We start from the raw sequence: 26263 nt of genomic DNA on the forward strand, positions 1-26263 counted from the left end.
ATGATCGACGCGACGTTGCCCCGGATGCGCTATGCCATGGTCGGCGGCGGTCACGGCGCCTTCATCGGCGCCGTGCATCGCCACGCCATCGCCCTCGACGGGCTGGCCGAGCTGGCGGCCGGTGCCCTGTCCGCGACGCCGGAGAAGGCGCTCGCCTCCGGTCGGGCGCTCGGGCTCGCGGATGCCGGCAATCATGCGAGCTGGCAGGCATTGCTGGAGGCGGAGCTGAAGCGCCCAGCCGAGGAGCGCGTCGACGCCGTCGTCATTGTCACGCCGACCGACAGCCATTTCCCGATCGCGCACGCCTTCGCCGATGCCGGCTTCAACGTCGTCTGCGACAAGCCGCTGGTCCATACCGGCGCTCAGGCCGAGGCGCTGGTCGAAACGGTTTCGGCGCGCGGCACGGTCTTCGGCGTCACCTACAACTACACCGGCTATCCGATGGTGCGGCAGGCGCGCGAGATGGTGCGCTCCGGCGCGCTCGGCGCCATCCGCAAGGTCGTGGTCGAGTACAATCAGGGCTGGCTCGCCACCGCGCTGGAGGCGACCGGCAACAAGCAGGCCGGCTGGCGCACCGATCCTGCCCGCAGCGGCATTGCCGGGGCGCTCGGCGATATCGGCTCGCATGCCGAGAATCTCGTCTCGGCCGTGACCGGCCTTGCGATCGAGGAGCTGGTGGCCGATCTCGGTGCGCTGGTCCCGGGCCGTGCGCTCGACGACGACGCCAGCATCCTGCTGCGTTTCGCGGGTGGGGCACGGGGCGTGCTCGTCGCCTCGCAGATCAATGCCGGGCTGGAGAACGACCTGCGCCTGCGTGTCTCTGGCGAGGACGGCACGCTGGAATGGCGGCAGGAGGAGCCGAACCGGCTGGTCCATCACCGCCGCGACGGACCGATGCAGATCCTGACGCGCGCCTCGCCCTGGCTCGGCGAATCGGCGCGCCGGGCAGGGCGGATACCGCCCGGCCACCCGGAAGGCTTCATCGAGGCCTTCGCCAACGTCTATCGCGGCGTCTTCGCCGATATCCGCGCCCGCCGGAACGGCGTCGCCGCCGACCCGCTCGACGCCGACTACCCGACCGTGGCGGATGGCGCGCGCGGCGTCCGCTTCATCGAATGCGCCGTCGCGTCCTCGGCCGGGCACCGCTGGCTGCGCTTCCCGTAGCCAAAGGGCAGCTAGTGGCCCGACACGCCGCCGTGATGCCGGCGGCCCGCCGTCTCAACCTCCGGTGAGCCGGATGATCGCGACCCCGGCGAGGGCGGAGGCTGCGAGCGTCGGGACCATCCCCATCCGAAAGCGCAGCATCGCCAGCATGGCCGCTGCGGAGAGCAGCGCCGCCCGCCAGTCGAGCGAGGACAGGACCGGCAGGTCGGGCGTCAGGCCGAGGAACGCGATCGGGCGCACCTCCCGGAACACCACATGCAGGCCGAACCAGAGGGCGAGGTTCATGATGACGCCGACGACCGCGGCGGTGATCGCGGTCAGCGCCGCCGACAGCGCCTTGCTGCCGCGCAGGGCCTCGACATAGGGCGCGCCGAGGAAGATCCAGAAGAAGCACGGCGCGAAGGTGACCCAGAGCGTCAGCAACGCCCCCAGGGCGCCCGCGAGCAGCGGGTCGAGCCCGCCCGCAGCCCGGTAGGAGGCCAGGAAGCCGACGAATTGCAGCACCAGGATCAGCGGCCCGGGGGTGGTCTCGGCCAGGCCGAGCCCGTCGAGCATCTCGCCGGGCGCGAGCCAGCCGAAGGTCTCCACGGCCGCCTGCGCGACATAGGCCAGGACGGCATAGGCGCCGCCGAAGGTGACGATCGCCATCGCGCTGAAGAAGCCGCTGACCTGGGTCCAGACGCTGTGCGGCCCGGCCAGCAGCCAGAGCAGCGCGACCGGCCCGAGCCAGAGCGGCAGCCAGACCGCGCAGACCCTCAGCGCCTTCGCTGCCGAGGGCTCGGCATGGGCAAGCTCGCCACGCTCGAACATCAGGTCGATCGTGCCCTTGAACGCGGGCTGGCCCTGCTTTCCGGCGTGGCCGTTGCCCGAGAAGGTTGCGGGCGCGATGCGATGCCCGAGCCAGCCGACGATTCCCGCGGCCAGGATGATGATCGGGAACGGGATCTTCATCACGAAGATGCCGATGAAGGCGACGATTGCGATCATCACCATCGCCCGGTTCCTGAGCGCGCGCCGGCTGATCCTCAGGCCCGCCTCGACCACGACCGCGAGCACCGCGGCCTTCACGCCGAAGAACACGGCGTCGATCAGGGGGATGTGGCGATAGAGCACATAGAGAAGGCTCAGGCCCAGCATCACCAGCGCGCCGGGCACGACGAAGAGCAGGCCCGCGACGAGGCCGCCGAGGGTGCGGTGCATCAGCCAGCCGATATAGACGGCGAGCTGCTGCGCCTCGGGGCCGGGCAGCAGCATGCAGTAGTTCAGGGCGTGCAGGAAACGCTGCTCGCCGATCCAGCGGCGCTCCTCGACGAGCTCCTTGTGCATCAGGGCGATCTGCCCGGCCGGGCCGCCGAAGGAGAGGCAGCCGATCCGCGCCCAGACCCTGAAGGCCTCAGCGAAGCTCGGCACCCGCGATGCCGAGACCGCGGCGTCATGATCGGTCGTTGACGTCATCCCGGCCTCCCTACCCGTGCTTCGGGCCGGATGGCCAGTTATGGGTTTCGTCGGTCGCATCCCGGCACCAGCGATAGAAGGCGTCGTAGAGGAGCATTCCGGCCTCGAGCTGTTCGAGATCGTCCCGGAACATGCGCGAGAGCCCGAGCGAGGCGGCGAGGAAGCCGGCGGCCTGGGGGACGAGATCGAGGCGCGCGGTGTCCGCGGCCCTGACGATCGTCGCGAGCTGGTCGAGCGCCGGGGAGGCGAGCCCGAACTCCTCGATCATGGTGTCGAAGCTGCAGCGCTCGCCGCGATGGCTCCAGAACACGCCGTCGATGTCGAACGGCGTGGCGCCGAAGCGGTCGGCGACATCCGGAACCTCCGCGGCGGTGACGAACAGGAACACCGCGCCGGGATCGACGAAGCGCCGGATCAGCCAGGGACAGGCGATGCGGTCGATCTTCGGGCGTGCCCGCGTCACCCAGAGGGTGCGGCCGGCCGCGTCGCGCGGCGGGAGCTTGTCGGTCTTGACCAGGAGCCCGCCGCCGTCGCGCCAGGCTTCGAAGCCGCCTTCGAGATTTTCAGCGGGGATACCCTCATGCCGGAGCCAGGCCGCGACGCCTTCGCTGAGCTTCTGGCCGCGCTGGCAGACGACGATGACCTGCTGGCCGGCATAGTCCTTGGCCCAGTCGGCGACGGATTGGTGCGAGCGCAGCGCGGCGCCGGGCAGCAGGCGCGGATCGGCGGCCAGATCGTCCGGGATCCTGACGTCGATCAGCGTCGGCGCATCGGGCAGCCCGACGAGCCTGGTGAGTTGGGCGGTGGTGATTTGCGTGAACGAGGCCATGGCGGCGTCCATCCTGTTCTACGAGGACAATGGACGCGAACGTTGGGCTGGCGCCTCACGGGGTCGTCGCGATGGAACCCCTCTGATCCCTTTTTACTGCTCTGACGGCCTGCGCAGCAAGTCCCAATGCAAGCCCGAAGCCGAACTTTCAGAGCCGGCGGCGGGGGATGGCGCTGGCATAGGTGTTGAGCGAGAGCAGATGCCGGTCGGCGCGCTGCAGCGCTTCGAGCGCCGCGGTCCGGTCCTTGTTCGCCAGGAGGCCGCACAGCACCTCGGAGACCGCCAGTGCCGGCGTCAGCGTGTGGAAGAAGCTCTGGCTCTCGGTGGAGCAGAGGATGGCGTGGTCGGCGACGCCGACCAGCGGCGAGACCTCACTGTCCGTGATCGCGACGATGCCGAGGCCCTTCTCGCGCGCGAGCTGCGCGAGCTCGAGGCTGTGCCGCGAATAGGGATTGATCGAGATCGCGAGCAGCACGTCCTCGGCGTCGGCCCGGATCAGCCCGTCGCCCACCGTGTCGGCCGGCCCGTCGAGATGGATCGTCTTCTCGCCGAGCAGCGCCATCACATAGTGGAAATGCCAGGCGACGGAGTGGCAGGAGCGCAAGCCCAGCACATAGACCCGACGGGCCTGCGCCAGTCGGTCGGCCGCGGCCGCGAGGCGTTCCAGCGAGGCCGGTTCCGACAGCCGCGCGATCTGGGTGGCGAGGCCCTGCAGCATGCGGCGCGAGAGCTGCGCCGCCGCCATGTCCTGCTCGTTCTCGCTGTGCTGCATGGCGCGCGCCGCGAAGCCGTCGGCGCGGAAGCGCAGCGCCTCGGCATGATGGGCGCGGATGTCGTCGTAGCCCGGCAAGTCGAGGAACTTGGCGAGCCGCGTCATGGTCGAGGGCTGGACGCCGGCATTGCGCGAGAGCTCGCGCATCGAGACCAGCGCCACCTCCTGCGGATGCTCCAGGATATAGCGCGCCGCCTGCTGCAGTTGCGGCGACATGCCGTCGAAGCGGCTGATGATGTGATCGCGCAAGGGGTCGTTCTGCAACATTTGAATCGCGCCCTTCCTGTGTCCTGACCCGACGATTCCCGCGCCTTCGGCGGATTTCAAACGGATTCTGGCGCTGGCCTCAAGCCCGAACGCGTTTGCTCAAGTGTTTCGCTGAAACAATATTGGGCCCAATCGTTTCCAATATGTGTCACATAAAACAAATGTTGCAAAGGTGTCCTGGGTATGGGATGAGCTTTCCGCCGCGGCGGCACGTCCGCGCAATCCGGGAAGTCGAGATGACCAGGATCCTGCATCGCTCCATCGGTGGCCGACTTCCTGCAGCGGTGGCAGGGCAGGGCGTCTTCATCACCGACAAGGATGGCCGCAGCTATATCGACGGCTCGGGCGGCGCAGCCGTCTCCTGCCTCGGTCACGGCCATCCCGAGGTCATGGCCGCGATGCGCGCGCAGATGGACCGCATCGCCTACGCCCACACCTCCTTCTTCACCACCGATGTCGCCGAGGAACTGGCGGAGCGGCTCGTCGGCCTGGCGCCGGAGGGGCTCGACTACGTCTATCTCGTCTCAGGCGGCTCCGAGGCCGTCGAGGCCGCGATGAAGATGGCGCGGCAGTATTTCGTCGAGATCGGCCAGCCGCAGCGCCGGCATTTCATCGCGCGCCGGCAGAGCTATCACGGCAACACGCTGGGGGCGCTGGCCGCCGGCGGCAATGCCTGGCGGCGGGCGCAGTTCCAGCCGATCCTGCCTGAGACCCACCATGTCTCGCCCTGTTACGCCTATCGCGACCAGAAGGACGGCGAGACGCCCGAGGCCTATGCCGCCCGGCTCGCCGACGAGCTGGAAGCCAAGATCCTCGAGCTTGGCGCCGAGGAAGTCATCGCCTTCGTGGCCGAGCCGGTGGTCGGCGCGACGCTCGGCGCCGTCGGGCCGGTCGCGGACTACTTCGCCCGCATCCGCCGCATCTGCGACAAATACGGCGTGCTGCTGATCCTCGACGAGGTGATGTGCGGCATGGGCCGCACCGGCACGATGTTCGCCTGCGAGCAGGAGGGCATCTCGCCCGATCTCGTCACCATCGCCAAGGGCCTCGGCGGCGGCTACCAGCCGATCGGCGCGGTGCTGCTGTCCGAGAAGATCTACCGCGCCTTCGCCGAGGGCTCGGGGCTGTTCCAGCACGGCCACACCTATATCTGCCACCCGATGGCGGCGGCAGCGGCCAACAAGGTCGTCGAGCTGATCTCGCAGCCGCAGATGCTGGAGAATGTCCGGCTGATGGGCGAGCGCCTGCAGGCAGGGCTCGATGCCCGTCTCGGCCAGCATCCCCATGTCGGCGACATTCGTGGACGCGGCCTGTTCCGCGGCATCGAGATCGTCGCGGACAAGGAGACCAAGGCCCCGTTCGATCCGGCGCTGAAGATGCATGCCCGGATCAAGAAGGAAGCGATGGCGCGCGGCCTGATGAGCTACCCGATGGGCGGCACCATCGACGGGCGGCTCGGCGACCATGTGCTTCTGGCCCCGCCCTACATCATCACGCCCGAGGAGATCGACCAGATCGTCGAGCGGATCGGCGGCGCGATCGACGCCGCGGTCAAGGGCTGACGACCGTCATGGCGCCCCGCATCGCCTTCGCCGGCTTCAATCTCGAATCGGTCACGGCCGTTCCGCAGATCGTGGAACTGGCGGAATTCGAGCGCGTCTGCGTGCGCGGGGCTGCGCTGACGGAGCGCTTTCGCGGCACCAACACGGTGCCGGGCGGTTGCCTCAGGATCTGCGAGGCGGAAGGCGCGGAGTTCGTGCCGCTGTTCCACACGCTGCTCGGCGCGCTCGGCCCGGCCTCGCACGAGGCGGTCGATCACTACACGCGTGAGATCGTCGAAGGCCTCGCCGGCAACGGCCCGCTCGATGGCGTCGTCCTGTTCCTGCACGGCGCCTGCTGGGCGGCCGGGTATGAGGATGTCGAGCGGTCTGTCATCGATGCGGTGCGCGCCGCGGCGCCGTCGCTGCCGATCGCGGTCGCGCTCGATTATCACGGCAATATCGACCGCAGGACCCTACGCCGGGCGGACATTGCTGTCGCCTATCGCCATTCGCCTCATATCGACATGGGCGAGACCGGCGAGCGCGCCACTCGCGCCCTGCTCAGGCTGCTGCGCGAGGGACGGCGCCCCGGGCTGGCGGTGGCGCGTCCCGACGTCGTCATTCCCTCGATCATGTCGGCGACCGCGCTCGAGCCGCTGGCTTCGATCATCGCCGCGGCGCGCGCAGCCGAGGCGGCGGGTGATTGCGACATCTCGATCATGGCCGGCTTCTCCTATGCCGACAGCCCCAATACCGGCATGTCGGTGATCTGCCTCGACTGGGAGGGGCAGGAGGCCGCCGAAGCCAAGGCCGAAGCCTTCTCCGATCGGCTGCGAGAGGCGCGCCACGCCATCGCGAGCGCGATTCCGATCCAGGGCGTGGAAGAGGCGCTGGCCGATATCGAGGGCAAGCCGGCGAAGGGCCGCCCGATCGTGCTGCTCGAGCATGCCGACCGGATGAACGACTCGACCCATCTGCTGCGGGCGCTGCTCGGCCGCGATGTCGGCCGGGTCAACGTGCCCTTCCTGCTCGATCCCGAGACCGCCGCACAGGCGCATGACGCGGGCGAGGGGGCCGAGATCACGGTCCGGCTCGCCGGCAGGACGGCGCCGGAGACCGGCGGTCCGGTCGAGGCGGTGGCGCGCGTCCTTTGGTCCGGGCCGAAATCCTTCACCGTGTCGGGGCGCTACCAGCACGGTTCCTTCGTCGATCTCGGGCTGACGGCGCTCATTCAGGTCGGCGCGATCCGGATTTCGGTCGTTTCGCATTTCGCCTTCGCGGTCGATGGCGATCCGTTCTTCATCTTCGGCGAGAAGCCGGAGGATTACGACGTCATCCTGCTGCGCTCGAAGACGCATTTCCGCGATTTCTACGAGCCGATGGCCGACCGCATCCTGGTGGTCGACACGCCCGATCTCGGCCCGGCCGATGTGCGCCTGATCCCGTACCGGCAGCTCGACACGGCCCGTGCCTATCCGTGGAGCGACGCTCCGGTCTGACATCAACAACCAACCAGAAGCGAGGGGAAAACATGACGTTTCGGTTCAAGACATTCGGGGCTGCCGCGCTGCTGGCCGGCTCCCTTCACGCGATGCCGGCCTTTGCCGAGACGGCGCTCAACGTCGTCATGCAGGCGCCGCTCAGGACGCTGGACCCGATCCTGAGCACCGCCCAGATCGTGCGCACGCACGGCTTCATGGTGTTCGACACGCTGCTCGGCATGGACGCCAAGTACAACCCGCAGCCGCAGATGGCCGACTACGCCGTCTCGGACGACAAGCTGACCTACACCTTCACCCTGCGCGACGGGCTGAAATGGCATGACGGCACGCCGGTGAAGGCCGAGGACTGCGTCGCCTCGCTCAAGCGCTGGGGTGCCAATGACGGCGCCGGGCGCACCATGATGACCTATGTCGCGTCGATCGAGGCGACCTCCGACAAGGTGCTGGTCATCAAGCTGGCGAAGCCCTTCGGCCAGGTGCTCGAGCTCCTGGCGAAGCCCTCGCCGGTGCCGCCCTTCATGATGCCCAAGCGCCTGGCCGAGACGCCCGCCGGCCAGCAGGTGACCGAGATGATCGGCTCCGGCCCGTTCAAGTTCGTCGCCGCCCAGTATCGCCCCGGCGATCAGGCGGTCTACGTCAAGAACACCGATTACAAGCCGCGTTCCGAGCCGATGAGCTGGACCGCCGGCGGCAAGGTCGTGAATGTCGACAAGGTCGTCTGGAAGGCGATGCCGGACATGCAGACCTCGATCAACGCGCTGCAGTCCGGCGACGTCGACCTGATCGAGCAGGTGACGATCGACCTGCTGCCGCTGCTCAAGGCCAATGACGAGATCAAGACCGGCGCCACGACCACCCTCGGCAACCAGGTCACCGGCCGCTTCAACCATCGCCTGCCGCCCTTCGACAATCCGAAGATCCGTCAGGCGGCGATGTACGCGCTCGATCAGGAGCAGCTGATGCAGACTGCGATCGGCGACGGCCAGTATTACAAGCTCTGCGCCTCGGTCTATGGCTGTGGCGTGCCGCTCGCCTCCGACGCCGGCGCGGAATACCTCAAGGGCAGCGCCAAGGAACGCATGGCCAAGGCCAAGGAGCTGCTCAAGGCCTCGGGCTATGACGGCACGCCGGTGCTGATGATGCAGCCGACGGACCTGACCATCCTGTCCACCCAGCCGATCGTCGCGGCCGAGCGCCTGCGCGAAGCCGGCTTCAAGGTCGATGTCGCCACGATGGATTGGGCGACGCAGCAATCGCGCAAGAACGGGTGGCAGCCGGTGGCGCAGGGTGGCTGGAACATGCTGTTCACCTATTGGGGCGTCTCCGGCATCTGGAACCCGACCGTGCATGCGCTGCTCGACGGCTCGGGCTCGGACACCGCCTGGTCGGGCTGGCCGCGCAATGCCCGCGTCGAGGAGTTGCGCACCGCCTTCCTCACCGCGCCGACGCTCGACGAGCAGAAGAAGATCGCCCGGGAGATCCAGCAGATCGCCTTCGACGAGGGCTTCTACTTCAACGCCGGCGAGTTCGAGTCGGTTGCCGCCTGGCGCGCCAATCTGAAGAACGTCCAGCCTGGCCCGCTCACCCTGTTCTGGGGCGTGAGCAAGTAACCCGCCGATGACGGGCGGCGGCGCGCTTGCCGCCGCCCGGTCCAGGCCGCGTTCATTTCCGGCACCGGCTTTTCCGGGTGCCGCATTTCATCTTTCGGGCCGATGCCCCGGCGCACGGAGCACCACATGGCTTCCTATTTCCTGCGCAGATTGCTGATGGCGATCCCCGTCATGTTCTTCGTGGCGCTGTTCGTCTTCCTGCTGCTGCGCCTGACGCCGGGCGACCCGGCGCAGGCCATCGCCGGCGACCAGGCGACCGCGGCGCAGCTGGCCGCCATTCGCGAGAATCTCGGCCTCGACAAGCCGCTCGCCAGCCAGTTCGCCACCTGGCTCGGTGGCATGGCGGGCGGCGATTTCGGCCATTCGCTGATCTCGCAGCGCCCGGTGCTGGAGATGATCGGCCAGCGCATCGGCCCGACGCTGGCGCTTGCCGTGATGGCGATGATCTTCACGGTGGTGATCTCGCTGCCGCTCGGCGTGCTCGCCGCCTGGCGCCATGGCGGGATGGTCGACCGCTTCGTCATGGCGCTGTCGGTGGTCGGCTTCTCCGTTCCGATCTTCGTGATCGGCTATGTGCTGATCGCGGTCTTCGCCGTCGATCTGAAATGGTTCCCGGTGCAGGGCTACAAGCCGCTCGCCGACGGCTTCTGGCCCTTCCTCCACCGCATCCTGCTGCCGGGGCTGGCGCTCTCTTCCTTCTACATCGCGCTGGTCTCGCGCATGACGCGCGCCTCGATGCTCGAAGTGCTGCGCGAGGACTATGTCCGCACGGCGCGGGCCAAGGGGCTGGGCGAGCGCATCGTCCTGTTCCGCCACGCGCTGCGCAACGCCGCGATCCCGATCCTCACCGTCGTCGGCACCGGCTTCGCCATGATGGTCTCGGGCGTGGTCGTGACCGAGACGGTCTTCAACATCCCCGGCCTCGGCCGGCTGGTGGTCGACGGGGTGCTCTCCCGCGACTATCCGCTGATCCAGGCGATCATCCTGCTCACCGCCGGGACCTATGTGCTGATCAACCTGCTGATCGATCTCTCCTATGCCCTGACCGACCCGAGGATCCGCTATCAATGAGCGCCCCGTCGAACCCCGCGCAGGGCGCGCTTCCCAAGCGCCGCCTGCTGCAGAACCCGCCGCACTGGACGACGGTGCTCGCCGTCGCCGTCCTGCTCGCGGTGATCGTCATGGCGCTGTTCGCCCCGCAGATCGCCAATTTCGAGCCGACCAGGCTCAATGCCGCAATGCGGTTGAAGCCCGCTTCCGAGACCTACTGGCTAGGCACGGACTCCTTCGGTCGTGATCTCTATTCGCGCGTGGTCTATGGTGCGCGCGTCTCGCTGCTGGTCGGGGCCGGCGTCGCCGTCGGCGCCATCGCGATCGGGCTGCCGCTCGGCCTGCTCGCCGGCTGGTACCGCGGCATCGACGGCGTGCTGATGCGGATGATGGATGGCTTGATGGCGATCCCCGGCATTCTGCTCGCCATCGCCATCGTCGCGCTGGTCCGCGGCGGGCTCGTCACCGTCATCTTCGCGATCATGATCCCCGCCATCCCGCAGGTCGTACGGCTCGTGCGGGCCCGGGTCATCGCGGCGCGCGAGGAGACCTATGTCGACGCGGCGATGCTGCTCGGCACGCCCCCGGCCAAGCTGATCTGGAAGCATCTCCTGCCGACCACGATCGCGCCGCTGATCGTGCAGGGCACCTATATGTACGCTTCCGCCATCCTGACGGAGGCGGCGCTGTCCTTCCTCGGCGTCGGCATCGGCACGGAGATCCCGAGCTGGGGCAACATCATGGCCGAGGGCCGGCTCTATTTCGCGATCAACCACTGGCTGGTGTTCTGGCCGGCGATCGTGCTGTCGGCCTGCATCCTGTCGATCAACCTGCTCGGCGACGCGCTGCGCGACCGGCTCGATCCGAAGATGCAGGGGAGGAGCGCGTGATGCAGATGACGGCTCCCATCCAGCCTGTGCTCTCCATCCGCGACCTCAAGGTCGCGACGCGCGGGCGTGAGCCCTCCGAGATCCTGAAGGGCATCAGCTTCGACATCCAGCCGGGCGAGACGCTCTGCCTCGTCGGCGAATCCGGCTCGGGCAAGTCGGTGACCTCGCTGGTCGCGATGGATTTGCTGCCGCGCGACGAGTTGCGGGTGACGGGCGGTTCCGCGCTGCTCAACGGCGAGAACATCCTCACCGCGACGCCCGCCCGCACCAAGGCGCTGCGCGGCGCCGAGATGGCGATGATCTTCCAGGAGCCGATGACCGCGCTCAATCCGGTGCTGAGCATCGGGCTGCAGATGGACGAGGTCTATTGGGCGCATACGCAGATGCGGCCGAAGGAGCGCCGGGAGGCGGCGCTCGCCGCCTTCGAGGCGGTGCACCTGCCCGATCCGGCGCGGATCTACGACAGCTATCCGCACCAGCTCTCCGGCGGGCAGCGCCAGCGCGTGATGATCGCGATGGCGCTGGCACTGAAGCCGAAGCTGCTGATCGCCGACGAGCCCACGACGGCGCTCGACGTCACCACGCAGAAGCAGATCCTGAGCCTGATCCGCGAATTGCAGGAGAAGCAGAACACCGCCGTCCTGTTCATCACCCACGACATGGGCGTGGTCGTCGACATCGCCGACCGGGTCTGCGTGATGCGTCGCGGCGAGATCGTCGAGACCGGCCCGGTCGAGCAGGTGCTGAGCCGGCCGCGCGAAGACTACACGCGCGACCTGCTGCAGGCCGTGCCGTCGCTGGTGCCGCGGGCGCCGCGCGCTGCTGCCGGGGAGGCGGAGGCCGTCGTCGAGATCCGCAACCTCGAGAAGACCTTCAGCTTCGGCTCGCTGCTGGGGCGGCTGATGGGCCGCGACATCCGCACCGTGCGCGCCGTCAACGATGTCAGCTTCAAGCTGGCGCGCGGGCGCACGCTCGGCATCGTCGGCGAAAGCGGCTCGGGCAAGTCGACGGTGGCGCGCTGCCTGCTGAGGCTGGAGCATCCGACCGGCGGGGAGATCCGGGTCAACGGCCAGGATATCGCTCCGCTCCAGGGCCAGGCGGCGTTGGCGCCGGCGCGGCGGCGCGTGCAGATGGTGTTCCAGGACCCCAACCGCTCGCTCAATCCGCGCCTGCGCATCGGCGAGAGCCTGATCGAGGGGCCGCTCAATCTCGGCGAGGCGCGCGCCTCCGCACTGAAGCGCGCAAGCGAACTGCTCGAGGTCGTCGGCCTGCCGCGCACCAGTCTCGAACGCTTCCCGCATCAGTTCTCAGGCGGGCAGCGCCAGCGCATCGCGATCGCGCGCGCCCTGATGATGGAGCCCGAGGTCATCGTCGCGGACGAAGCCGTCTCTGCGCTCGACGTTTCAGTGCAGGCGCAGGTGCTGGCGCTGCTGGCCGAGATCCAGGAGCGGCGCAATCTCGCGGTGCTGTTCATCACCCATGATCTGCGCGTCGCCGCCCAGATCTGCGACGAGGTGATGGTGATGCAGCGCGGTCGCGTTGTCGAGGACGGGCCGGCCTCCGAGGTGCTGGCCAGGCCACGCCATGAGTATACACGTGCCTTGATCAACGCGGCGCCAGGGCGGGATTGGGATTTCGCCACCGGGCGCCGCATCGCCGGAGCCGACGCATGATTTCCGCCAGCCTCGTTCAACTCGACATCCAGCCCCTGGCGCCCGCCGAGAATTTCCGGCGCATCCACGATTTCGTCGCAGCGGAAGCCGCGCGAGGCGCGCAGCTCATCCTGTTCCCGGAATTGGCGAACACCGGCTATGTCGAGCCGCTGGTACCCGGTGGGCCGATGGTCAGCGACGTGCCGCATTTCGGCGCGGCGCTCTACGAGGCCTGCGCGGCGCCGGATGGCGAGGAGATCAAGGCGCTCGTCGCGCTCGCGGCCCGGCATCGTGTGCATCTGGTGATCGGGCTCGGCCTGCGCGATGCGCGCCGCGCCGGGGTGATGCGCAACGCCTCGCTGCTGATCGGCCCGGAAGGCGTTCTGGGCGATTACACCAAGGTCCATCAGTGGCAGAACGAGAAGTTGTTCTTCACCGGCGGCGACAGCATCGACACTTACCCGGTCCTCGGGACGCGGCTCGGCATGCAGATCTGCTACGATAGCCGCTTCCCCGAGATCACCCGCATCCTCGCCTTGCACGGCGCCAGCATCGTGACCTGCATCTGGGCTTCCTTCGGGGCCGAGGACGCACCGGTGGCGGACGAGGCGCTCTTCATCCACCGCGCCTATACGCGGGCCATCGAGAATGGCGTCTTCTTCCTGAGCTGCAACCGCAGCGGCAGCCTTGGCGGGCAGCGCTTCTTCGGCCGCTCCTGCGCGGTGGCGCCGGATGGCCGCGTGCTCGGCGCGCTCGACCATGACCGCGAGGATGTGCTGCGGGTCGAGATCGACCTCGCCGAGGTCGCACGCTATCGCAGCTTCACCGGCATCTGGACCGACCGCGCGCCTGCGCTCTACGCCAAGTACCTCAACTCCTGAGTTCCGCGAGACATCCGATGACGACCTCTCCCTGCCCGCCGATCAGCGACGCCGACTGGCCCCAGGCGATTGCCGGCTTGAAGGACGGCTTTGCCGGCGCGCTCAACGTCTACCGCACCATGGCGCATCACCCGGCGCTTGTGCAGGCCTGGGCGCCGCTGCGCCAGCACATCGTCAAGGACAGTGCGCTCGGGCCGGTGCGCTCGGAGGTCGTCATCCTGCGCGCAGCCCATCGCATGGGCTCGCCCTATGAATGGGCGCATCATGTCAGCCGGGCGCGGGTGCTGGGCATGAGCGATGCGCGGATCGCGGCGCTGCGCGGCATGCCGGAAGGCGAGGACGGGTTGATCGCACGCGCGGTCGATGCCCTCTTCGACGACAAGCGCCTTTCTCCCGCGCTGGAGGCCGAACTCGCAGCGGCGCTGGGGCGCGTGGCCGTCTTCGACCTGATCGCGACCGTCGGCTTCTACTCCGTCCTTGGCTACATCCTGATGACCTACGACACGCCGATCGACGCGGCCGTGGCCAAGGAAATGGCAGAGCGGCCGCTGGACGGCAGCCCGCGCTAAGGGAGCCGATATAGCTCCCGACCGGCAGCGCGGTTCGCCCGCTGCCGGAAATCGAAGGTTGAAACTCCATCCGATCTTCGTTTCGATGGCCCGGTTTCGCGGCTTTGCGATGCGAGGAGAATCCGGATGTCGTTTCCTCCCGGCCGGCGATGGCTCGCCGCAGTTCTGGCGCTGGCATTCTGCGGCCCCGCCTATGCCGAGGACGTTCTTTTCGAGAACGTCCGGATCTTCGACGGCAAGAGCGCGAGTCTTTCCGCGCCGTCGCATGTGCTGGTCAAGGGCAACGTCATCGAGCGTATCTCGACGACGCCGATCGAGGAGGCGGGCGCGCGGCGCATTTCCGGAAACGGGCGCACGCTGATGCCCGGGCTGATCGACAATCACTGGCATGCGATGCTGATCCGGGTGACGCCGGCACAGTCCTTCGGCGATGTCGGCTACAACAATCTCCAGGCCGGCGCCGAGGCGACGGATACGCTGCTGCGGGGCTTCACCACGGTGCGCGATGTCGGCGGGCCGGTGTTCGGCCTCAAGGCCGCGATCGACGAAGGCGTCGTCAAGGGCCCGCGCATCTATCCCTCCGGCGCCATCATCACCGTGACCAGCGGGCACGGCGATTTCCGGCAATTGACCGATCTGCCGCGCACGATCGGCGGCATGCTCACGCGCATGGAGCAGGTCGGCGGCGCCATGGTCGCGGACAGCCCCGACGAGGTGCGGGTGCGGGCGCGCGAGCAGCTGATGCAGGGCGCCTCCCAGATCAAGCTGACGGCGGGCGGCGGCGTCTCGTCCCCCTTCAGCCCGGTCGACGTCACGACCTTCACCGAGCCCGAGCTGCGCGCCGCCGTCGAGGCGGCGGAGAACTGGGGCACCTATGTCGCCGCGCACGCCTTCACGCCGGACGCCATCCAGAAGGCCATCGCGGCAGGCGTGAAGGTGATCGAGCACGGCATGCTGATGGATGAGGCCACCGCCAAGCTCATTGCGGAGAAGGGCGTCTGGCTGAGCTTGCAGCCTCTGCCCGAGGCCCTGAAGCTGGGCTTTCCGGTCGGGTCGGTCCAGCGGACCAAGGCGGAGCAGGTCTGGCCCGGCATCGCCCGGGCCTATGCGTTCGCGAAGAAATACAAGATCAAGACGGCGTGGGGCACCGACGTGCTGTTCTCCCAGGCGCTGGCGCAGCAGCAGGGGGCGATCCTGGCCTCGCTCGCACGCTGGTACACCCCCGCTGAGGCGCTGATCATGGCGACCTCGACCAATGCCGAGCTGCTGGAGCTGTCCGGCAAGCGCAATCCCTATCCCGGCAAGCTCGGCGTCGTGGAGCAGGGCGCGCTCGCGGATCTCTTGCTCGTCGACGGCAACCCGCTCGAGAACATCGAGCTGGTCGCCGACCCCGCCAAGAACTTCAAGATCATCATGAAGGACGGCGTGATCTACAAGAACGCGTTGAACTAGCTGTCTGCCGTGCCGGGGCCCCGGCTCTGCGTCTGTCGGCTGCCGGGCTCTGAATCGCGTGGCTCGCCCTTGCGCCGGTTCGTGACCGTCAGCGTCAGGCCGGCCAGCACGAGGGCGACGCCGGCAAGGAAGAGCGGGCCCAGGTCGTCGCCGAACATCAGCGCCGCCGCGGCGACGCCGATGATCGGCTGGAGATACTGGATGCTGGCCGCGATCCGGGCCGGGACGGTCCGCAGCAGGTGAAGCCAGAGGAACAGGCCCGCGACCGTCACCATCACGCCGAGATAGAGCGCCGAGGCGAGTCCGGTGGCGCTGAGCGTGAATGGCACATGCGAGGCCTCCCAGATCGCCCAGGGCAGCAGCGCGAGGAAGCCGAACAGCGTGCTCCACGCGGCGACGGCGGCGGTGCCGTGCCGATCCGAGAGCTCGACGCTCCAGACATAGTAAAAGGCGATCGTCAGCGCCGAGAGGAGCACCAGGGCGGCGCCACCCAGGCTGGTCTGCGATGCGGCGGAGGCCGCGTCCCCGCGCCCCCAGGCGACGAGCGCGATACCGACGAAGGCGGCCAGGATACCGAAGGCCTGGAGGCGCGAGACCGGCTGCCTGAGGCGCAGCGCCGCGAAGACGACGACGAAGGCCGGGATCGCCGCCGAGATCGTGGTCCCGACCGAGGCCGAGGTGCCGGCGACGCCGAAGGTCTGCGCGACCTGGCCGATGCCGATACCGAGGATGCCGAGCCCTGCGAGGCGAAGCAGCGCATGCCGCGGCAGCCGCTGCTTGCCGACGACGAAGACGAACATCAGCGGCACGGCGATCAGGAAGCGCAACGCGGTGAGCGTCAGCGGCGGCAGCGTCAGCAGGCCGAGCTTCGTGATCGGGATCGAAAGCCCCCACATCACCGCGAGCAGTAGCGCCGCTGCAAGGCTCCCGACGGATGGGCCGGGAGAGCTGTTAGCCGATTGGCCCATGTGCGGAATCTGGCCTGGCGCAGGGATGACCTGCAGGAGCCTTAGGTCAGCCGCGATCGCCGGACAAGGGGCGCGCCAAGGGCCGCCCTTCGGAGCGGCCGCTTCTCGCCGGTCGGGCTTTGCCCGGCCGACATAGCGGGTTTCTCCTGATGGACTCGGAGCGCCGGGTCGGTGGATCATTGGGGGAGTTCACGCGGCAGGACGATCTTCCGTCGAAAAGCCGGGTAGGGAGTCGTCGAGCATGGGGACGGCCGAGATCGTCGAGCGCTTCAGGGTGACCGATGGAGACGGCTTTCGCCTGAAGCATTTCGATCCGGCCGATACCTGCGGGCTCGACATCGACAAGGATTCGGCGAAGCAGCTGCTGCAGGGCGGCGTTCAGCGCCTGCGCGAGTTGCAGGAGCGGCTCTATGCGGGGAAACGCTGGTCGCTGCTGATCCTGCTGCAGGCGATGGATACCGCCGGCAAGGACAGCACGATCGAGCACGTGATGTCCGGCATCAATCCGCAGGGATGCAGGGTCGTGTCCTTCAAGGCGCCGAGCCAGCTCGAGCTCAGCCACAATTTCCTCTGGCGGGCCACCTGCGCTCTGCCGGGGCGCGGCGAGATCGGCATCTTCAACCGCTCCTACTACGAAGAAGTCCTCGTAGTCCGTGTCCATCCGGAGCTGCTCAAGAAGCAGGGGCTGGCGCCGCAGCTGATGGGGAAGGACATCTGGCAGGAGCGCTTCACGAGCATTCGCGCCTTCGAACGCCATCTGATCGGCAACGGCACCATCATCCTGAAGTTCTTCCTCAACCTGTCGAAGGCGGAGCAGCGCCGCCGCCTGCTGGAGCGGATCGATCGGCCCGAGAAGAACTGGAAGTTCGACGCCGCCGACCTTGCCGAGCGCCGCCATTGGGACGCCTATCAGGCTAGCTATCAGGATGCGATCGCGCATACGGCGAGCGAGGCGGCGCCCTGGCATATTGTTCCGGCGGACAACAAGTGGTTCAGTCGCTTGTTCGTCGCCGCGGCGATCGTGGACTGCCTCGAGAAGCGCAACCTCGAATTCCCCGAGGTCGACGAGGAAGCGCGCGAGGCCATGGCCCGAGCCCGGGACGAGCTGATGGCCGAGGGCGATGACGGCGAGAGCCGCCTGACGAAAGGCCGAGACGATGGCTGATGGCGCGATACTGGACCTCCCCGCCGCGACGGAGGCGATGGTCCGCATTCCCGGCGGCACGTTCCGCATGGGCTCGGACAAGCATTATCCCGAGGAGGCGCCGAGCCACCGTGCCAGCGTCGATCCGTTCTGGATCGACCCGACCCCGGTGACGAACAGGCAGTTCCGCGCCTTCGTCGAGGCGACCGGCCATGTCACCTTCGCCGAGATCGCTCCCGACCCGAAGGACTATCCCGGCGCCCTGCCGCATATGCTGCGGGCAGGCTCGCTGATGTTCGACCCGCCGTCGCACCCCGTCGATCTGCGTGACTGGTCGCAGTGGTGGGCCTTCAAGTTCGGAGCGACCTGGCGCAAGCCTTACGGCTCCGGCTCGTCGATCAAGGGGCTCGACGACCATCCCGTCGTCCATGTCGCCTATCGCGACGCCGAGGCCTATGCCGCCTGGGCCGGGAAAGCGTTGCCGACCGAGGCGGAATGGGAGTTCGCGGCCTGGGGCGGCCGGGAAGAGGCTGAATTCGCCTGGGGCGATGCGCTGATGCCGGACGGCCAACACATGGCGAATGTCTGGCAGGGGAATTTCCCGTTCGAGAACACCAAGGACGACGGCTGGGCCCGGACCTCGCCGGTCAGGAGCTTCCCGCCGAACGGCTACGGCCTCTACGACATGATCGGCAATGTCTGGGAGTGGACGGCCGATTTCTGGTCGGTCGCCCATCAGGCCGATGCGCCGAAGGCCTGCTGCGTGCCGCAGAATCCGCGCGGCGGGCCGGAGGCGGAGAGCTATGACCCCCGCCAGCCGACCATCCGGATTCCGCGCAAGGTGCTGAAGGGCGGCTCCCATCTCTGCGCGCCGAACTACTGCCGGCGCTACCGCCCGCCGGCGCGCCATGCCGAGCCGGTCGACACCTCCACCAGCCATGTCGGCTTTCGCTGCGTGATAAGGGAGCCGCGATGAGAGATCCTCTGCCGGCGGGCGACGCCACGACGGCACCCCGCGACGCCATCCGCGAGCTTCAGCAGCGGATGAACGCGGACATCATCGGGCAGGAGCGGGTGGTCGAGCGCATCGTCATCGCGCTGCTCGCCAACGGCAACGTGCTGCTCGAAGGCCTGCCCGGCCTCGCCAAGACGCGGGCGATCAAGAGCCTGTCGAAGAACCTGCAATCGGACTTCAGCCGCATCCAGTTCACGCCCGACCTGCTGCCCTCCGACGTGACGGGTGGCGAGATCCTGCGCGCCGACGGGCAGTTCGAATTCCGCAAGGGGCCGGTCTTCGGCAATCTCGTCCTCGCCGACGAGATCAACCGCGCCCCGCCGAAGGTGCAGTCGGCCCTGCTCGAGGCGATGGAGGAGCGCCATGTCACCGTGGCCGGCAAGCGCTACGACCTGCCGCCGCTCTTCATGGTCCTCGCCACGCAGAACCCGATCGAGCAGGAAGGCACCTATCCGCTGCCCGAAGCGCAGATGGACCGCTTCCTGATGCATGTCCGCATCGACTACCCGTCCGACGCGGACGAGGTGAAGGTGATGAGGCTCGTCCGCGCGGAAAGCGCAGCGACGACCGGCAGCCCCGCTGCCGCTCCGGCGCCGATCCCACAGAAGGTGATCTTCGATGCCCGCGTCGAGATCGACCGGGTGACGACGAAGGATGTCGTCGAGTCCTACATGGTCGGGCTGATCGCGGCGACGCGGCGGCCGGCCGAATATGGCGACCATCTCAAGAACTGGATCGCGGTCGGCGCCAGCCCGCGCGGTTCGCTGGCGCTCGACAAATGCTCGCGGACCTATGCCTGGCTGCAGGGCCGCGACTACGTCACGCCGGAGGATGTGCAGGCCGTCGCGCATGACTGCCTGCGGCACCGGGTTGCGCTCGGCTACGAGGCGGGCGCCGAGGGCGTCAATGCCGATGCCGTGCTGGACGAGGTGGTGAAGCAGGTCGCGGTCGCGGCATAGCGAGGCGCGCCATGGCGTTGATGCGGGAAAGAACGAGGACGGAAAGGCCGGCGCCGGCCGCTGGGGCCCGGGCTTTCGCCACGCTCGACGAGCTGCTGCGCCTCAAGCATCGTGCCCGCGGCTTCAGCTTCCTGCCGCGCCAGCCCGTGCACAGCCTGCTCGCGGGGCGCCATGCCTCGCGCCTGCGCGGCCGCGGCCTGAATTTCGAGGAACTGCGGCACTATTTCGAGGGCGACGACACGCGCACCATCGACTGGCTGGCGACGGCGCGGCTCGGCAGCCCGCATGTGCGGGTGTATTCCGAGGAGCGCGACCGCCCGGTCATCCTGCTCGTCGACCAGCGCAGCACGATGTTCTTCGGCAGCAGGCGGGCGATGAAATCGGTCGCGGCGGCCGATGCGGCGGCGCTCGCCGCTTGGCGCGTCACCTCGCTGGGGGACCGTGTCGGGGCGGTCGTCTTCAATGACGAGGAGGTCGTGACGGTGAAGCCCCGGGCGCGTGACCAGGGGGCGGTCCGGGTCCTCAGCGAGGTCGCCCGGCAGAATGCGGCGCTGGAGCATGCGGCCTCCTCCGACCGGGGGCCGGGCCGGCTCAACGAGGCCCTGAGCGCGGCCGCGCGCATGGTGGCGCATGACGGGCTGATCTGCGTCATCTCCGATCTGGACGGCGCTGACGACGAGACGCGGCGGCTGGTGACCCGGCTCTGCGCCCATAACGACGTGCTCGCGGTTTTCGTCCAGGATCCGCTGGAGCAAAACCTTCCCGATGTCGGACGGGCGACCTTCAGCTCGGGGCAGTCGCAGATCGAGGTCGATGCCTCGGGCGCGTCGCTGCGTCGGCGTTTTCTCGACGAGCGTGTGGCATGGCGGGCCGGGCTGGCGGAGCTCTCCCGCAGCCGCGCCATTCCGGTTCTGCCGATCTCTCCCGATCGCGACGTGGCCGAGCAGATGCGCGAGCTGATAGGCCGGCGGCAGGCGCAGAAGCTTGCGAGCGCCGGCGGGAGGTCGCCGTGAGCGCCGACCCGGGAGACCTCGCCAATCTGGCCGATCTGGCCCTGCCGCCGGTCATATCCTTCTGGCCGCCCGCGGCCGGTGTCTGGATCGTCGGCGCGGCGGCTGCGGCTGCGCTCGCCGTGGCCGGGTGGCGCGCCCTCCAGCGCTACCGCGCCGATGCCTATCTGCGCCGGGCCGCCGTGGAAATCGATGCGGCCGCCCGGGAGGGCGATGGTGCCGATGCCGTTTCGGCCGTGCTGAAGCGGGCAGCCATGGTCTGCTACGGCCGCGAGCGCGTCGCCTCCCTGACGGGTACGGCCTGGACGGCCTTCATCCGCGAAACCGCGCCTGCCGGCGCTTCGACGGATCGGCTGGCCGCCGGCTTCGACGGCTTGTTCCCGGAGGGTGCGAAAACATCCGCACAGGACGAAGCCGCATTGGCGGCCGACGCCAAGAGCTGGCTGCGCAGCCAGCGCGGCCGGGTCTCGGGAGGGCGTTGACGATGCTCTCCTTCGCCTATCCCTGGATCGGCCTGCTCGCTCCGCTGCCGCTCCTCGTCTGGTATGTCCTGCCCGCCCATGCGGAACGGCATGCCGGCCTGCGGGTGCCCTTCTTCGACAGGCTGGCCCGGCTGAGCGGGCAGCAGCCCTATTCCGGCGGCGTGGTGGCGCGGCGCCATCTCGGGCGATTGCTGCTGCTGGCGCTGGCCTGGCTGATGACGCTCGCCGCGCTCGCCCGGCCGCAATGGATCGAGCCGCCGCTGCATCGCGACGTGCCGACCCGCGACCTGCTCGTCCTGGTCGATCTCTCCGGCTCGATGGATACCAAGGACTTCGTCGACGCCTCCGGCAAAACCGTCGACCGGCTGACCGCGGTGAAGCAGGTGCTCGACGACTTCCTGTCGCGCCGGAAGGGTGACCGCGTCGGCGTGGTGGTGTTCGGCGACGCGCCCTTCGCGCTCGTGCCCTTCACCACCGATCTGGAGCTCTGCCGCGCCATGCTGCGCGACACCTATGTCGGCATGGCCGGGCCGCGCACCGCCTTCGGCGACGCCATCGGGCTCGGCATCGGCCTCTTCGCCAAGAGCACGGTGAAGGCGAAGACCATCATCGCGCTGACCGATGGCAACGACACGATGAGCAAGGTTCCGCCGGCGGAAGCCGCGCGCGTCGCCAAGGACAAGGGCATCGTCATCCATACCGTCGCCGTCGGCGATCCGCAGGCGGCGGGCGAGGACAAGCTCGACGAGGCGGCGCTGAAGGAGGTGGCGGACACGACCGGCGGCGGCTTCTTCCGCGCGCTCGACCGCGACCAGCTCGCCGATATCTATCGCCGTCTCGACGCGATCGAGACCCGCCATATCGACACGGTCAGCTTCCGCCCGCGCCGGGACATCTATTGGGTGCCGCTGGCCGCGATGCTGGTGCTGAGCATGGCGGCGCAGGCGCTGTTCCTGCTGCGCCGCCACCGGTATCGGCGGGCCGCCGAGCCCGCGGCAACGGCGGGGGCGGCGTCATGATGGACGCGCTCGCCGCCTTCCACTTCGAACGGCCGCTCTGGCTGCTGGCGCTGCTGCCGGCGGCGGCCCTCTGGCTGCTGGAGCGCCGCAGTTCGGACGCGTTGCAGCAATGGCGTCGCGTCATCGATCCGGCGTTGCTGCCCTATCTCCTCGTCGGGAGCGACCGGCACCAGCGTATCACCCCCTCGGACTGGCTGTTCCTCGCCTGGATCGTCGCGACGCTCGCCATCGCCGGCCCCGCCTGGCAGCGCGAGCCGTCGCCCTTCGCGGGAGCCAAGCCCGCCGTGGCGGTCGTGCTGAAGGTCACGCCATCGATGCTGACCGAGGACCTCGCGCCGACGCGGCTCGACCGTGCCCGGCAGAAGCTCGCCGACATCCTGGCGGCGCGCGAGGGCGCCTCGACGGCGCTCGTCGCCTATGCCGGCTCCGCCCATCTCGTGCTGCCGGCGACGCCGGACAGCGGCGTGGTGCTCGACCTCGCCAAGGCGCTGTCGCCACGGATCATGCCGAAGGAGGGTGAGGATCTCGCCGGAGCGCTGGCGCTCGCCAGGCGCGCGCTCGCCGGCAGCGCCGATGGCGGCTCTGTTCTGGTCATGGCGGACACGATCGCGCCAGAGGCGGTGGCCGATCTGGCGCAGAGCAGGGGGCCGGCGGTGACGCTGCTCGCCCTGGTGGCGCCGGGGACCGATACGAGCGGCGTGGCCGATGCGGCGCGCGCCATGGGAGCGACCACGATCCCGACGACGCCGGACCAGACGGATGTCGCTGCGATCGTGCGCCGGCTCGACAGCCGCGACGCCGCGGCAAGCGTCGCCGGCGAGGGCGAGCACTGGCGCGAGGCCGGCTATTGGCTGGTGCCGCTGCTGGCGCTGCTGACCCTGTTGTGGTTTCGCCGCGGATGGGTGCTGCCATGAGCGGCCGGCGTTCGCTTCTGTCCTCTCCCTATGCGGTCATCGCGCTGGCCGCGGTTCTCGCGCTCTCGGCCGCTGCCTATTGGCTCGGCTGGCGCGATCTCTGGCTGACGCCGGACCAGCATGGCCGCCTGCTGATGAGCGGGAACCGGCCGGCCGAGGCCGCGAAGGCTTTCCGCGATCCGTTGTGGCGCGGCGTCGCGCTGTTCCGGGCGGGGGAGTTCAAGGAAGCCGCCCAGGCTTTCGCCGCGCGCGACACGGCCGAGGGCGCCTTCGACCAGGGCAATGCGCTGGTGATGCTCGGCCAGTATGACGACGCCCTGAAACGCTATGACCGCGCGCTGGCGCTGCGCCCCGGCTGGGCGGCGGCCCTCAACAACCGCGAGATCGCGCGCATCCGCGGCGAGCGGAAGAAGACGCAGGGCGGCGAGACCGGCAACACCGACGACAAGCCCGACGAGATCGTCTTCGACAAGACGAAGAAGGGTGGCGAGGACACCACTGTCGAAGGCGAGAAGTCGATGTCGGACGAGCAGGTCCGGGCGCTCTGGCTCAAGCGCGTCCAGACGCAGCCGGCCGATTTCCTGCGGGCCAAATTCGCCTACCAGCTGCAGGCGCAGGCCGATGGAGCGGCGCCATGAAGCGGCTTCCGGCCCTGGTTCTGGCGCTCCTTCCCGGCCTTGCCTGGGGGCAGGAGCCTGCGGGTGGGCCCGTCATCCGCACGACGACCGATCCCGCGCAGGGCATCGTGATCGGCCAGCCGGTCAGGCTCGACGTCGAGGTCCTGTTCCCGGGCGAGATGGTCCGCCCGCCGCGGGTCAGCCTCTCCGAAGCGCCCGGCGCGCAGATCCTGCGCTTCGAGACGCAGGCGACGACGATGCGGGACCGGATCGGCGACCAGGATTATGTCGGCCAGAGTTTCGAGTTCGTCCTGTTTCCGCGTCGTGGCGGCGAGATCACCGTTCCCGCCGCCGATGTGACGCTGCTCGACCGCAATGGCGACCCCGCCGGCACGGCGAAGGGCCAACCGGTAAAGATCGCGGTGACGGTGCCGCCCGGCATCGATCCGTCCGGCCCGGTGCTGGCAGCGGACGGCGTCAGCGTCGAGCAGAGCTGGTCGCCCGATCCGCGGGCGGCGCAGCTCAAGCCGGGCGGCGCGATCGTGCGGCTGATCCGGAGGCAGGCGGACGGCGTGCCGGCGCTCGGCATGGCGGAGCTCGGTTTCACTGCGCCGGAGGGCGTGCGCGTCTATGTCGACCCGCCCGTAGTGGAGGATCGCAGCAATCGCGGCAACGTCGAGGGGCATCGCACCGACAAGGTCACCTATGTCTTCGAGAAGGCCGGGACCTATGATCTGCCGGCGCTGACCCAGCCCTGGTGGAGCCTTTCGGACAAGCAGGCGCGGACCGAGACCCTGCCGGGCGCCACCGTCACGATCGCCGCGGGAGCCGCCGGCCGCACGGGCCGTCAGACCGGATGGGTTCCGGGCCCGGTATGGCTGGTGGTCGGCCTTTCCCTCGTGGCGCTGCTTCTCATCCTAGTCCTGCTGCGCGCGCGGGTGGCGGCTCTCTGGCAGGAGGCGGTGCTGCGGCGGCGCAATTCAGAAGCCGCGGCGCGACGGGAGCTGCTGCGGGCGGCCGGTGCGGGCGACGCTTCGGCGACCTATCGGGCGCTGGCCCAATGGCTCGAGCGCCTCTCGGCCAGTGAACGGCGGCAGGCGCGCGCGGACCAAAGGTTGGGGCAGGCCATCGCCCAGCTGGAGCGAGGCCTCTTCGGCGACGGCGCATCCTGGGATCGCGCCGCCGGCGCCGGGCTCGCCGAGGCGGCAAGGCGTTTTCACCGGCAACGGCGGCCGTCGCCGCACGGGGCGGCAGATCCGCTGCCGCCTCTCAACCCCGTCGCCTGAGAGGCGCGCCTTTGGCCGATGGGAGGGGAGATGCCCGCTCTTGATGTCAAGGCAAGACAGGCCTCGCCCGGCCAGCGGGCCGATGTGCCGCGCGAATTTTGAGGAGGACGTATCGTGGACGTACCGACTTCGGGAATGACCCGCCGTAGCATCTTGTCCCTCACGCTGGCGGCAGGGTTTTCGCTTGCCGCAGCAGGGCAAGTGGTGGCGCAGACCGATCCGCTGCCCTCCTGGAACCAGGGGGCGGCCAAGACCGCCATCCTCGACTTCGTCGCGAAGGTGACGCGCGAGGGCGGCCCGGACTACGTCAAGCCGGCCGAACGGATCGCCACCTTCGACAATGACGGAACGCTCTGGGCCGAGCAGCCGGCCTATTTCCAGCTGCTCTTCGCGTTCGACGAGGTGAAGCGGCTGGCGCCGCAGCATCCGGAATGGAAGGGCAAGGAGCCGTATCGCTCGGTGCTGGCCGGCGACATGAAGGGGCTCGCCGCTTCCGGCGAGAAGGGGCTTCTGCAGCTCGTCGCCGCGACCCATGGCGGCATGACGACCGAGGCCTTCGAGAAATCGGTCGCCGACTGGCTCGCCACGGCCCGGCACCCGACGAAGAAGCGGCCCTATTCCGAACTGGTCTACCAGCCGCAGCTCGAGCTGCTGGCCTATCTAAGGGCCAATGGCTTCAAGACCTTCATCGTCTCGGGCGGCGGCGTCGAGTTCATGCGGGTCTTCGCCGAGAAGGTCTACGGCATTCCGCCCGAGCAGGTCGTCGGCTCTTCGGGCGTGGTGAAGTTCGCGATCGGGCCGGACGGAAAGCCGCAACTGCTGAAGCAGGCCAAGGTCGAGTTCATCGACGACGGCCCCGGCAAGCCGGTCGGCATCAACCGCTTCATCGGCCGCCGGCCGATCCTCGCCTTCGGCAATTCGGACGGCGACCTGCAGATGCTGCAATACACTGTCGGAGGAAGCGGCCCGCGGCTCGCGCTGATCGTCCATCATACCGATGCCGAGCGCGAATGGGCCTATGACCGCAAATCCTCGATCGGCAAGCTCGACAAGGCCCTCGACGAGGGGCGCGCCAAGGGCTGGACGATCGTCGACATGAAGACGGATTGGAAGGAGGTCTTTCCGCCGGCTCGGCCGTAGCCGGCGTCGACCGTGGTCCCGCTCACCCATTTCCCGGCGCGATGCGCCGGGGCCAGCATTGCCGCCATATCAGGG

24 protein-coding genes are annotated in these 26263 nt (G+C 68.8%); 20 read left to right on the plus strand and 4 right to left on the minus strand.

Annotation, left to right across the window (positions count from 1 at the left end; translation table 11 throughout):
* Entirely contained in the window at nucleotides 1-1164 is a 1164-nt protein-coding gene (locus B5Y19_RS15805; protein ID WP_055727830.1) for a Gfo/Idh/MocA family protein, read from the plus strand.
* 54 nt (nucleotides 1165-1218) lie between these two features.
* On the opposite strand, the gene chrA is transcribed toward B5Y19_RS15805, so the two are convergent.
* The 3 genes from chrA to B5Y19_RS15820 form a co-directional block, all read right to left on the minus strand.
* Nucleotides 1219-2619: a chromate efflux transporter gene (gene chrA, locus B5Y19_RS15810; RefSeq protein ID WP_055727772.1), complete on the minus strand. Its 1401-nt coding sequence runs from the start codon at nucleotides 2617-2619 to the stop codon at nucleotides 1219-1221.
* A gap of 10 nt (nucleotides 2620-2629) precedes the next feature.
* Nucleotides 2630-3448 carry a chromate resistance protein ChrB domain-containing protein gene (locus B5Y19_RS15815; RefSeq protein ID WP_055727773.1) on the minus strand — a complete coding sequence of 273 codons (819 nt, stop codon included), beginning with the start codon at nucleotides 3446-3448 and terminating at the stop codon, nucleotides 2630-2632.
* 148 nt (nucleotides 3449-3596) lie between these two features.
* Nucleotides 3597-4487 carry a MurR/RpiR family transcriptional regulator gene (locus tag B5Y19_RS15820; RefSeq protein ID WP_055727774.1) on the minus strand — a complete coding sequence of 297 codons (891 nt, stop codon included), beginning with the start codon at nucleotides 4485-4487 and terminating at the stop codon, nucleotides 3597-3599.
* Between the two features lie 236 nt (nucleotides 4488-4723).
* Here B5Y19_RS15820 and B5Y19_RS15825 point away from each other — a divergent pair, with 236 nt between their 5' ends.
* From B5Y19_RS15825 to B5Y19_RS15865, 9 genes are all read left to right on the plus strand, one after another.
* Nucleotides 4724-6049 carry an aspartate aminotransferase family protein gene (locus B5Y19_RS15825; RefSeq protein WP_055727775.1) on the plus strand — a complete coding sequence of 442 codons (1326 nt, stop codon included), beginning with the start codon at nucleotides 4724-4726 and terminating at the stop codon, nucleotides 6047-6049.
* 8 nt (nucleotides 6050-6057) lie between these two features.
* On the plus strand, nucleotides 6058-7527 hold the full coding sequence (locus tag B5Y19_RS15830) for a M81 family metallopeptidase (RefSeq protein ID WP_055727776.1): 1470 nt from the start codon (nucleotides 6058-6060) through the stop codon (nucleotides 7525-7527).
* Between the two features lie 32 nt (nucleotides 7528-7559).
* A complete protein-coding gene (locus tag B5Y19_RS15835) occupies nucleotides 7560-9140 on the plus strand; it encodes an ABC transporter substrate-binding protein (protein ID WP_055727777.1) in 1581 nt (526 codons plus the stop codon).
* Nucleotides 9141-9266: 126 nt separating this feature from the next.
* On the plus strand, nucleotides 9267-10211 hold the full coding sequence (locus B5Y19_RS15840; protein WP_079591691.1) for an ABC transporter permease: 945 nt from the start codon (nucleotides 9267-9269) through the stop codon (nucleotides 10209-10211).
* Entirely contained in the window at nucleotides 10208-11080 is an 873-nt protein-coding gene (locus tag B5Y19_RS15845) for an ABC transporter permease (protein WP_055727779.1), read from the plus strand. The genes B5Y19_RS15840 and B5Y19_RS15845 overlap by 4 nt, the downstream gene beginning before the upstream one ends.
* Nucleotides 11081-11085: 5 nt before the next feature.
* Nucleotides 11086-12753 carry an ABC transporter ATP-binding protein gene (locus tag B5Y19_RS15850; RefSeq protein ID WP_055727831.1) on the plus strand — a complete coding sequence of 556 codons (1668 nt, stop codon included), beginning with the start codon at nucleotides 11086-11088 and terminating at the stop codon, nucleotides 12751-12753.
* Nucleotides 12750-13613: a carbon-nitrogen hydrolase family protein gene (locus B5Y19_RS15855; RefSeq protein ID WP_055727780.1), complete on the plus strand. Its 864-nt coding sequence runs from the start codon at nucleotides 12750-12752 to the stop codon at nucleotides 13611-13613. Before B5Y19_RS15850 ends, B5Y19_RS15855 begins: the two co-directional genes overlap by 4 nt.
* 17 nt (nucleotides 13614-13630) lie before the next feature.
* Nucleotides 13631-14182 (plus strand): carboxymuconolactone decarboxylase family protein, encoded by a 552-nt coding sequence (locus tag B5Y19_RS15860; protein ID WP_055727781.1) that lies wholly within the window; start codon nucleotides 13631-13633, stop codon nucleotides 14180-14182.
* A gap of 126 nt (nucleotides 14183-14308) precedes the next feature.
* On the plus strand, nucleotides 14309-15634 hold the full coding sequence (locus tag B5Y19_RS15865) for a metal-dependent hydrolase family protein (protein WP_055727782.1): 1326 nt from the start codon (nucleotides 14309-14311) through the stop codon (nucleotides 15632-15634).
* Here the strand turns inward: B5Y19_RS15865 and B5Y19_RS15870 are convergent.
* The gene (locus B5Y19_RS15870; RefSeq protein ID WP_055727783.1) at nucleotides 15631-16602 is read right to left on the minus strand and encodes a DMT family transporter; all 972 of its coding nucleotides are present in this window, start codon (nucleotides 16600-16602) and stop codon (nucleotides 15631-15633) included. The genes B5Y19_RS15865 and B5Y19_RS15870 overlap by 4 nt on opposite strands.
* A 241-nt stretch (nucleotides 16603-16843) precedes the next feature.
* Here B5Y19_RS15870 and B5Y19_RS15875 point away from each other — a divergent pair, with 241 nt between their 5' ends.
* From B5Y19_RS15875 to B5Y19_RS15920, 10 genes are all read left to right on the plus strand, one after another.
* Nucleotides 16844-17767, plus strand: coding sequence for a polyphosphate kinase 2 family protein (locus tag B5Y19_RS15875; RefSeq protein ID WP_055727784.1), 924 nt, complete (start codon nucleotides 16844-16846; stop codon nucleotides 17765-17767).
* Nucleotides 17760-18722, plus strand: a complete 963-nt coding sequence (locus tag B5Y19_RS15880; RefSeq protein ID WP_055727785.1) for a formylglycine-generating enzyme family protein — start codon at nucleotides 17760-17762, stop codon at nucleotides 18720-18722. Before B5Y19_RS15875 ends, B5Y19_RS15880 begins: the two co-directional genes overlap by 8 nt.
* Complete coding sequence (locus tag B5Y19_RS15885) at nucleotides 18719-19720, plus strand: AAA family ATPase (RefSeq protein WP_055727786.1); 1002 nt, start codon at nucleotides 18719-18721, stop codon at nucleotides 19718-19720. The genes B5Y19_RS15880 and B5Y19_RS15885 overlap by 4 nt, the downstream gene beginning before the upstream one ends.
* 11 nt (nucleotides 19721-19731) lie before the next feature.
* The gene (locus B5Y19_RS15890) at nucleotides 19732-20733 is read left to right on the plus strand and encodes a DUF58 domain-containing protein (RefSeq protein WP_079591692.1); all 1002 of its coding nucleotides are present in this window, start codon (nucleotides 19732-19734) and stop codon (nucleotides 20731-20733) included.
* A complete protein-coding gene (locus tag B5Y19_RS15895) occupies nucleotides 20730-21212 on the plus strand; it encodes a DUF4381 domain-containing protein (RefSeq protein WP_055727787.1) in 483 nt (160 codons plus the stop codon). The genes B5Y19_RS15890 and B5Y19_RS15895 overlap by 4 nt, the downstream gene beginning before the upstream one ends.
* A gap of 2 nt (nucleotides 21213-21214) precedes the next feature.
* A complete protein-coding gene (locus B5Y19_RS15900) occupies nucleotides 21215-22231 on the plus strand; it encodes a VWA domain-containing protein (RefSeq protein WP_055727788.1) in 1017 nt (338 codons plus the stop codon).
* The gene (locus B5Y19_RS15905; protein WP_244555609.1) at nucleotides 22228-23145 is read left to right on the plus strand and encodes a VWA domain-containing protein; all 918 of its coding nucleotides are present in this window, start codon (nucleotides 22228-22230) and stop codon (nucleotides 23143-23145) included. The genes B5Y19_RS15900 and B5Y19_RS15905 overlap by 4 nt, the downstream gene beginning before the upstream one ends.
* Entirely contained in the window at nucleotides 23142-23783 is a 642-nt protein-coding gene (locus B5Y19_RS15910) for a tetratricopeptide repeat protein (RefSeq protein ID WP_055727790.1), read from the plus strand. The genes B5Y19_RS15905 and B5Y19_RS15910 overlap by 4 nt, the downstream gene beginning before the upstream one ends.
* Nucleotides 23780-25048 (plus strand): BatD family protein, encoded by a 1269-nt coding sequence (locus B5Y19_RS15915; RefSeq protein ID WP_055727791.1) that lies wholly within the window; start codon nucleotides 23780-23782, stop codon nucleotides 25046-25048. The genes B5Y19_RS15910 and B5Y19_RS15915 overlap by 4 nt, the downstream gene beginning before the upstream one ends.
* A 135-nt stretch (nucleotides 25049-25183) precedes the next feature.
* Nucleotides 25184-26188, plus strand: coding sequence for an HAD family hydrolase (locus B5Y19_RS15920; protein WP_079591693.1), 1005 nt, complete (start codon nucleotides 25184-25186; stop codon nucleotides 26186-26188).
* Nucleotides 26189-26263 lie beyond the last annotated feature (75 nt).

The sequence above is a fragment of the Allobosea thiooxidans genome, assembly GCF_900168195.1.
GTDB classification, from domain to species: domain Bacteria; phylum Pseudomonadota; class Alphaproteobacteria; order Rhizobiales; family Beijerinckiaceae; genus Allobosea; species Allobosea thiooxidans.

Coding starts and splice junctions, on each gene's coding strand:
- B5Y19_RS15805 (WP_055727830.1), top strand. CDS start 1: ATGATCGACGCGACGTTGCCCCGGATGCGCTATGCCATGGTCGGCGGC.
- chrA (WP_055727772.1), bottom strand. CDS start 2,619: ATGACGTCAACGACCGATCATGACGCCGCGGTCTCGGCATCGCGGGTG.
- B5Y19_RS15815 (WP_055727773.1), bottom strand. CDS start 3,448: ATGGCCTCGTTCACGCAAATCACCACCGCCCAACTCACCAGGCTCGTC.
- B5Y19_RS15820 (WP_055727774.1), bottom strand. CDS start 4,487: ATGTTGCAGAACGACCCCTTGCGCGATCACATCATCAGCCGCTTCGAC.
- B5Y19_RS15825 (WP_055727775.1), top strand. CDS start 4,724: ATGACCAGGATCCTGCATCGCTCCATCGGTGGCCGACTTCCTGCAGCG.
- B5Y19_RS15830 (WP_055727776.1), top strand. CDS start 6,058: ATGGCGCCCCGCATCGCCTTCGCCGGCTTCAATCTCGAATCGGTCACG.
- B5Y19_RS15835 (WP_055727777.1), top strand. CDS start 7,560: ATGACGTTTCGGTTCAAGACATTCGGGGCTGCCGCGCTGCTGGCCGGC.
- B5Y19_RS15840 (WP_079591691.1), top strand. CDS start 9,267: ATGGCTTCCTATTTCCTGCGCAGATTGCTGATGGCGATCCCCGTCATG.
- B5Y19_RS15845 (WP_055727779.1), top strand. CDS start 10,208: ATGAGCGCCCCGTCGAACCCCGCGCAGGGCGCGCTTCCCAAGCGCCGC.
- B5Y19_RS15850 (WP_055727831.1), top strand. CDS start 11,086: ATGACGGCTCCCATCCAGCCTGTGCTCTCCATCCGCGACCTCAAGGTC.
- B5Y19_RS15855 (WP_055727780.1), top strand. CDS start 12,750: ATGATTTCCGCCAGCCTCGTTCAACTCGACATCCAGCCCCTGGCGCCC.
- B5Y19_RS15860 (WP_055727781.1), top strand. CDS start 13,631: ATGACGACCTCTCCCTGCCCGCCGATCAGCGACGCCGACTGGCCCCAG.
- B5Y19_RS15865 (WP_055727782.1), top strand. CDS start 14,309: ATGTCGTTTCCTCCCGGCCGGCGATGGCTCGCCGCAGTTCTGGCGCTG.
- B5Y19_RS15870 (WP_055727783.1), bottom strand. CDS start 16,602: ATGGGCCAATCGGCTAACAGCTCTCCCGGCCCATCCGTCGGGAGCCTT.
- B5Y19_RS15875 (WP_055727784.1), top strand. CDS start 16,844: ATGGGGACGGCCGAGATCGTCGAGCGCTTCAGGGTGACCGATGGAGAC.
- B5Y19_RS15880 (WP_055727785.1), top strand. CDS start 17,760: ATGGCTGATGGCGCGATACTGGACCTCCCCGCCGCGACGGAGGCGATG.
- B5Y19_RS15885 (WP_055727786.1), top strand. CDS start 18,719: ATGAGAGATCCTCTGCCGGCGGGCGACGCCACGACGGCACCCCGCGAC.
- B5Y19_RS15890 (WP_079591692.1), top strand. CDS start 19,732: ATGGCGTTGATGCGGGAAAGAACGAGGACGGAAAGGCCGGCGCCGGCC.
- B5Y19_RS15900 (WP_055727788.1), top strand. CDS start 21,215: ATGCTCTCCTTCGCCTATCCCTGGATCGGCCTGCTCGCTCCGCTGCCG.
- B5Y19_RS15905 (WP_244555609.1), top strand. CDS start 22,228: ATGATGGACGCGCTCGCCGCCTTCCACTTCGAACGGCCGCTCTGGCTG.
- B5Y19_RS15910 (WP_055727790.1), top strand. CDS start 23,142: ATGAGCGGCCGGCGTTCGCTTCTGTCCTCTCCCTATGCGGTCATCGCG.
- B5Y19_RS15915 (WP_055727791.1), top strand. CDS start 23,780: ATGAAGCGGCTTCCGGCCCTGGTTCTGGCGCTCCTTCCCGGCCTTGCC.
- B5Y19_RS15920 (WP_079591693.1), top strand. CDS start 25,184: ATGACCCGCCGTAGCATCTTGTCCCTCACGCTGGCGGCAGGGTTTTCG.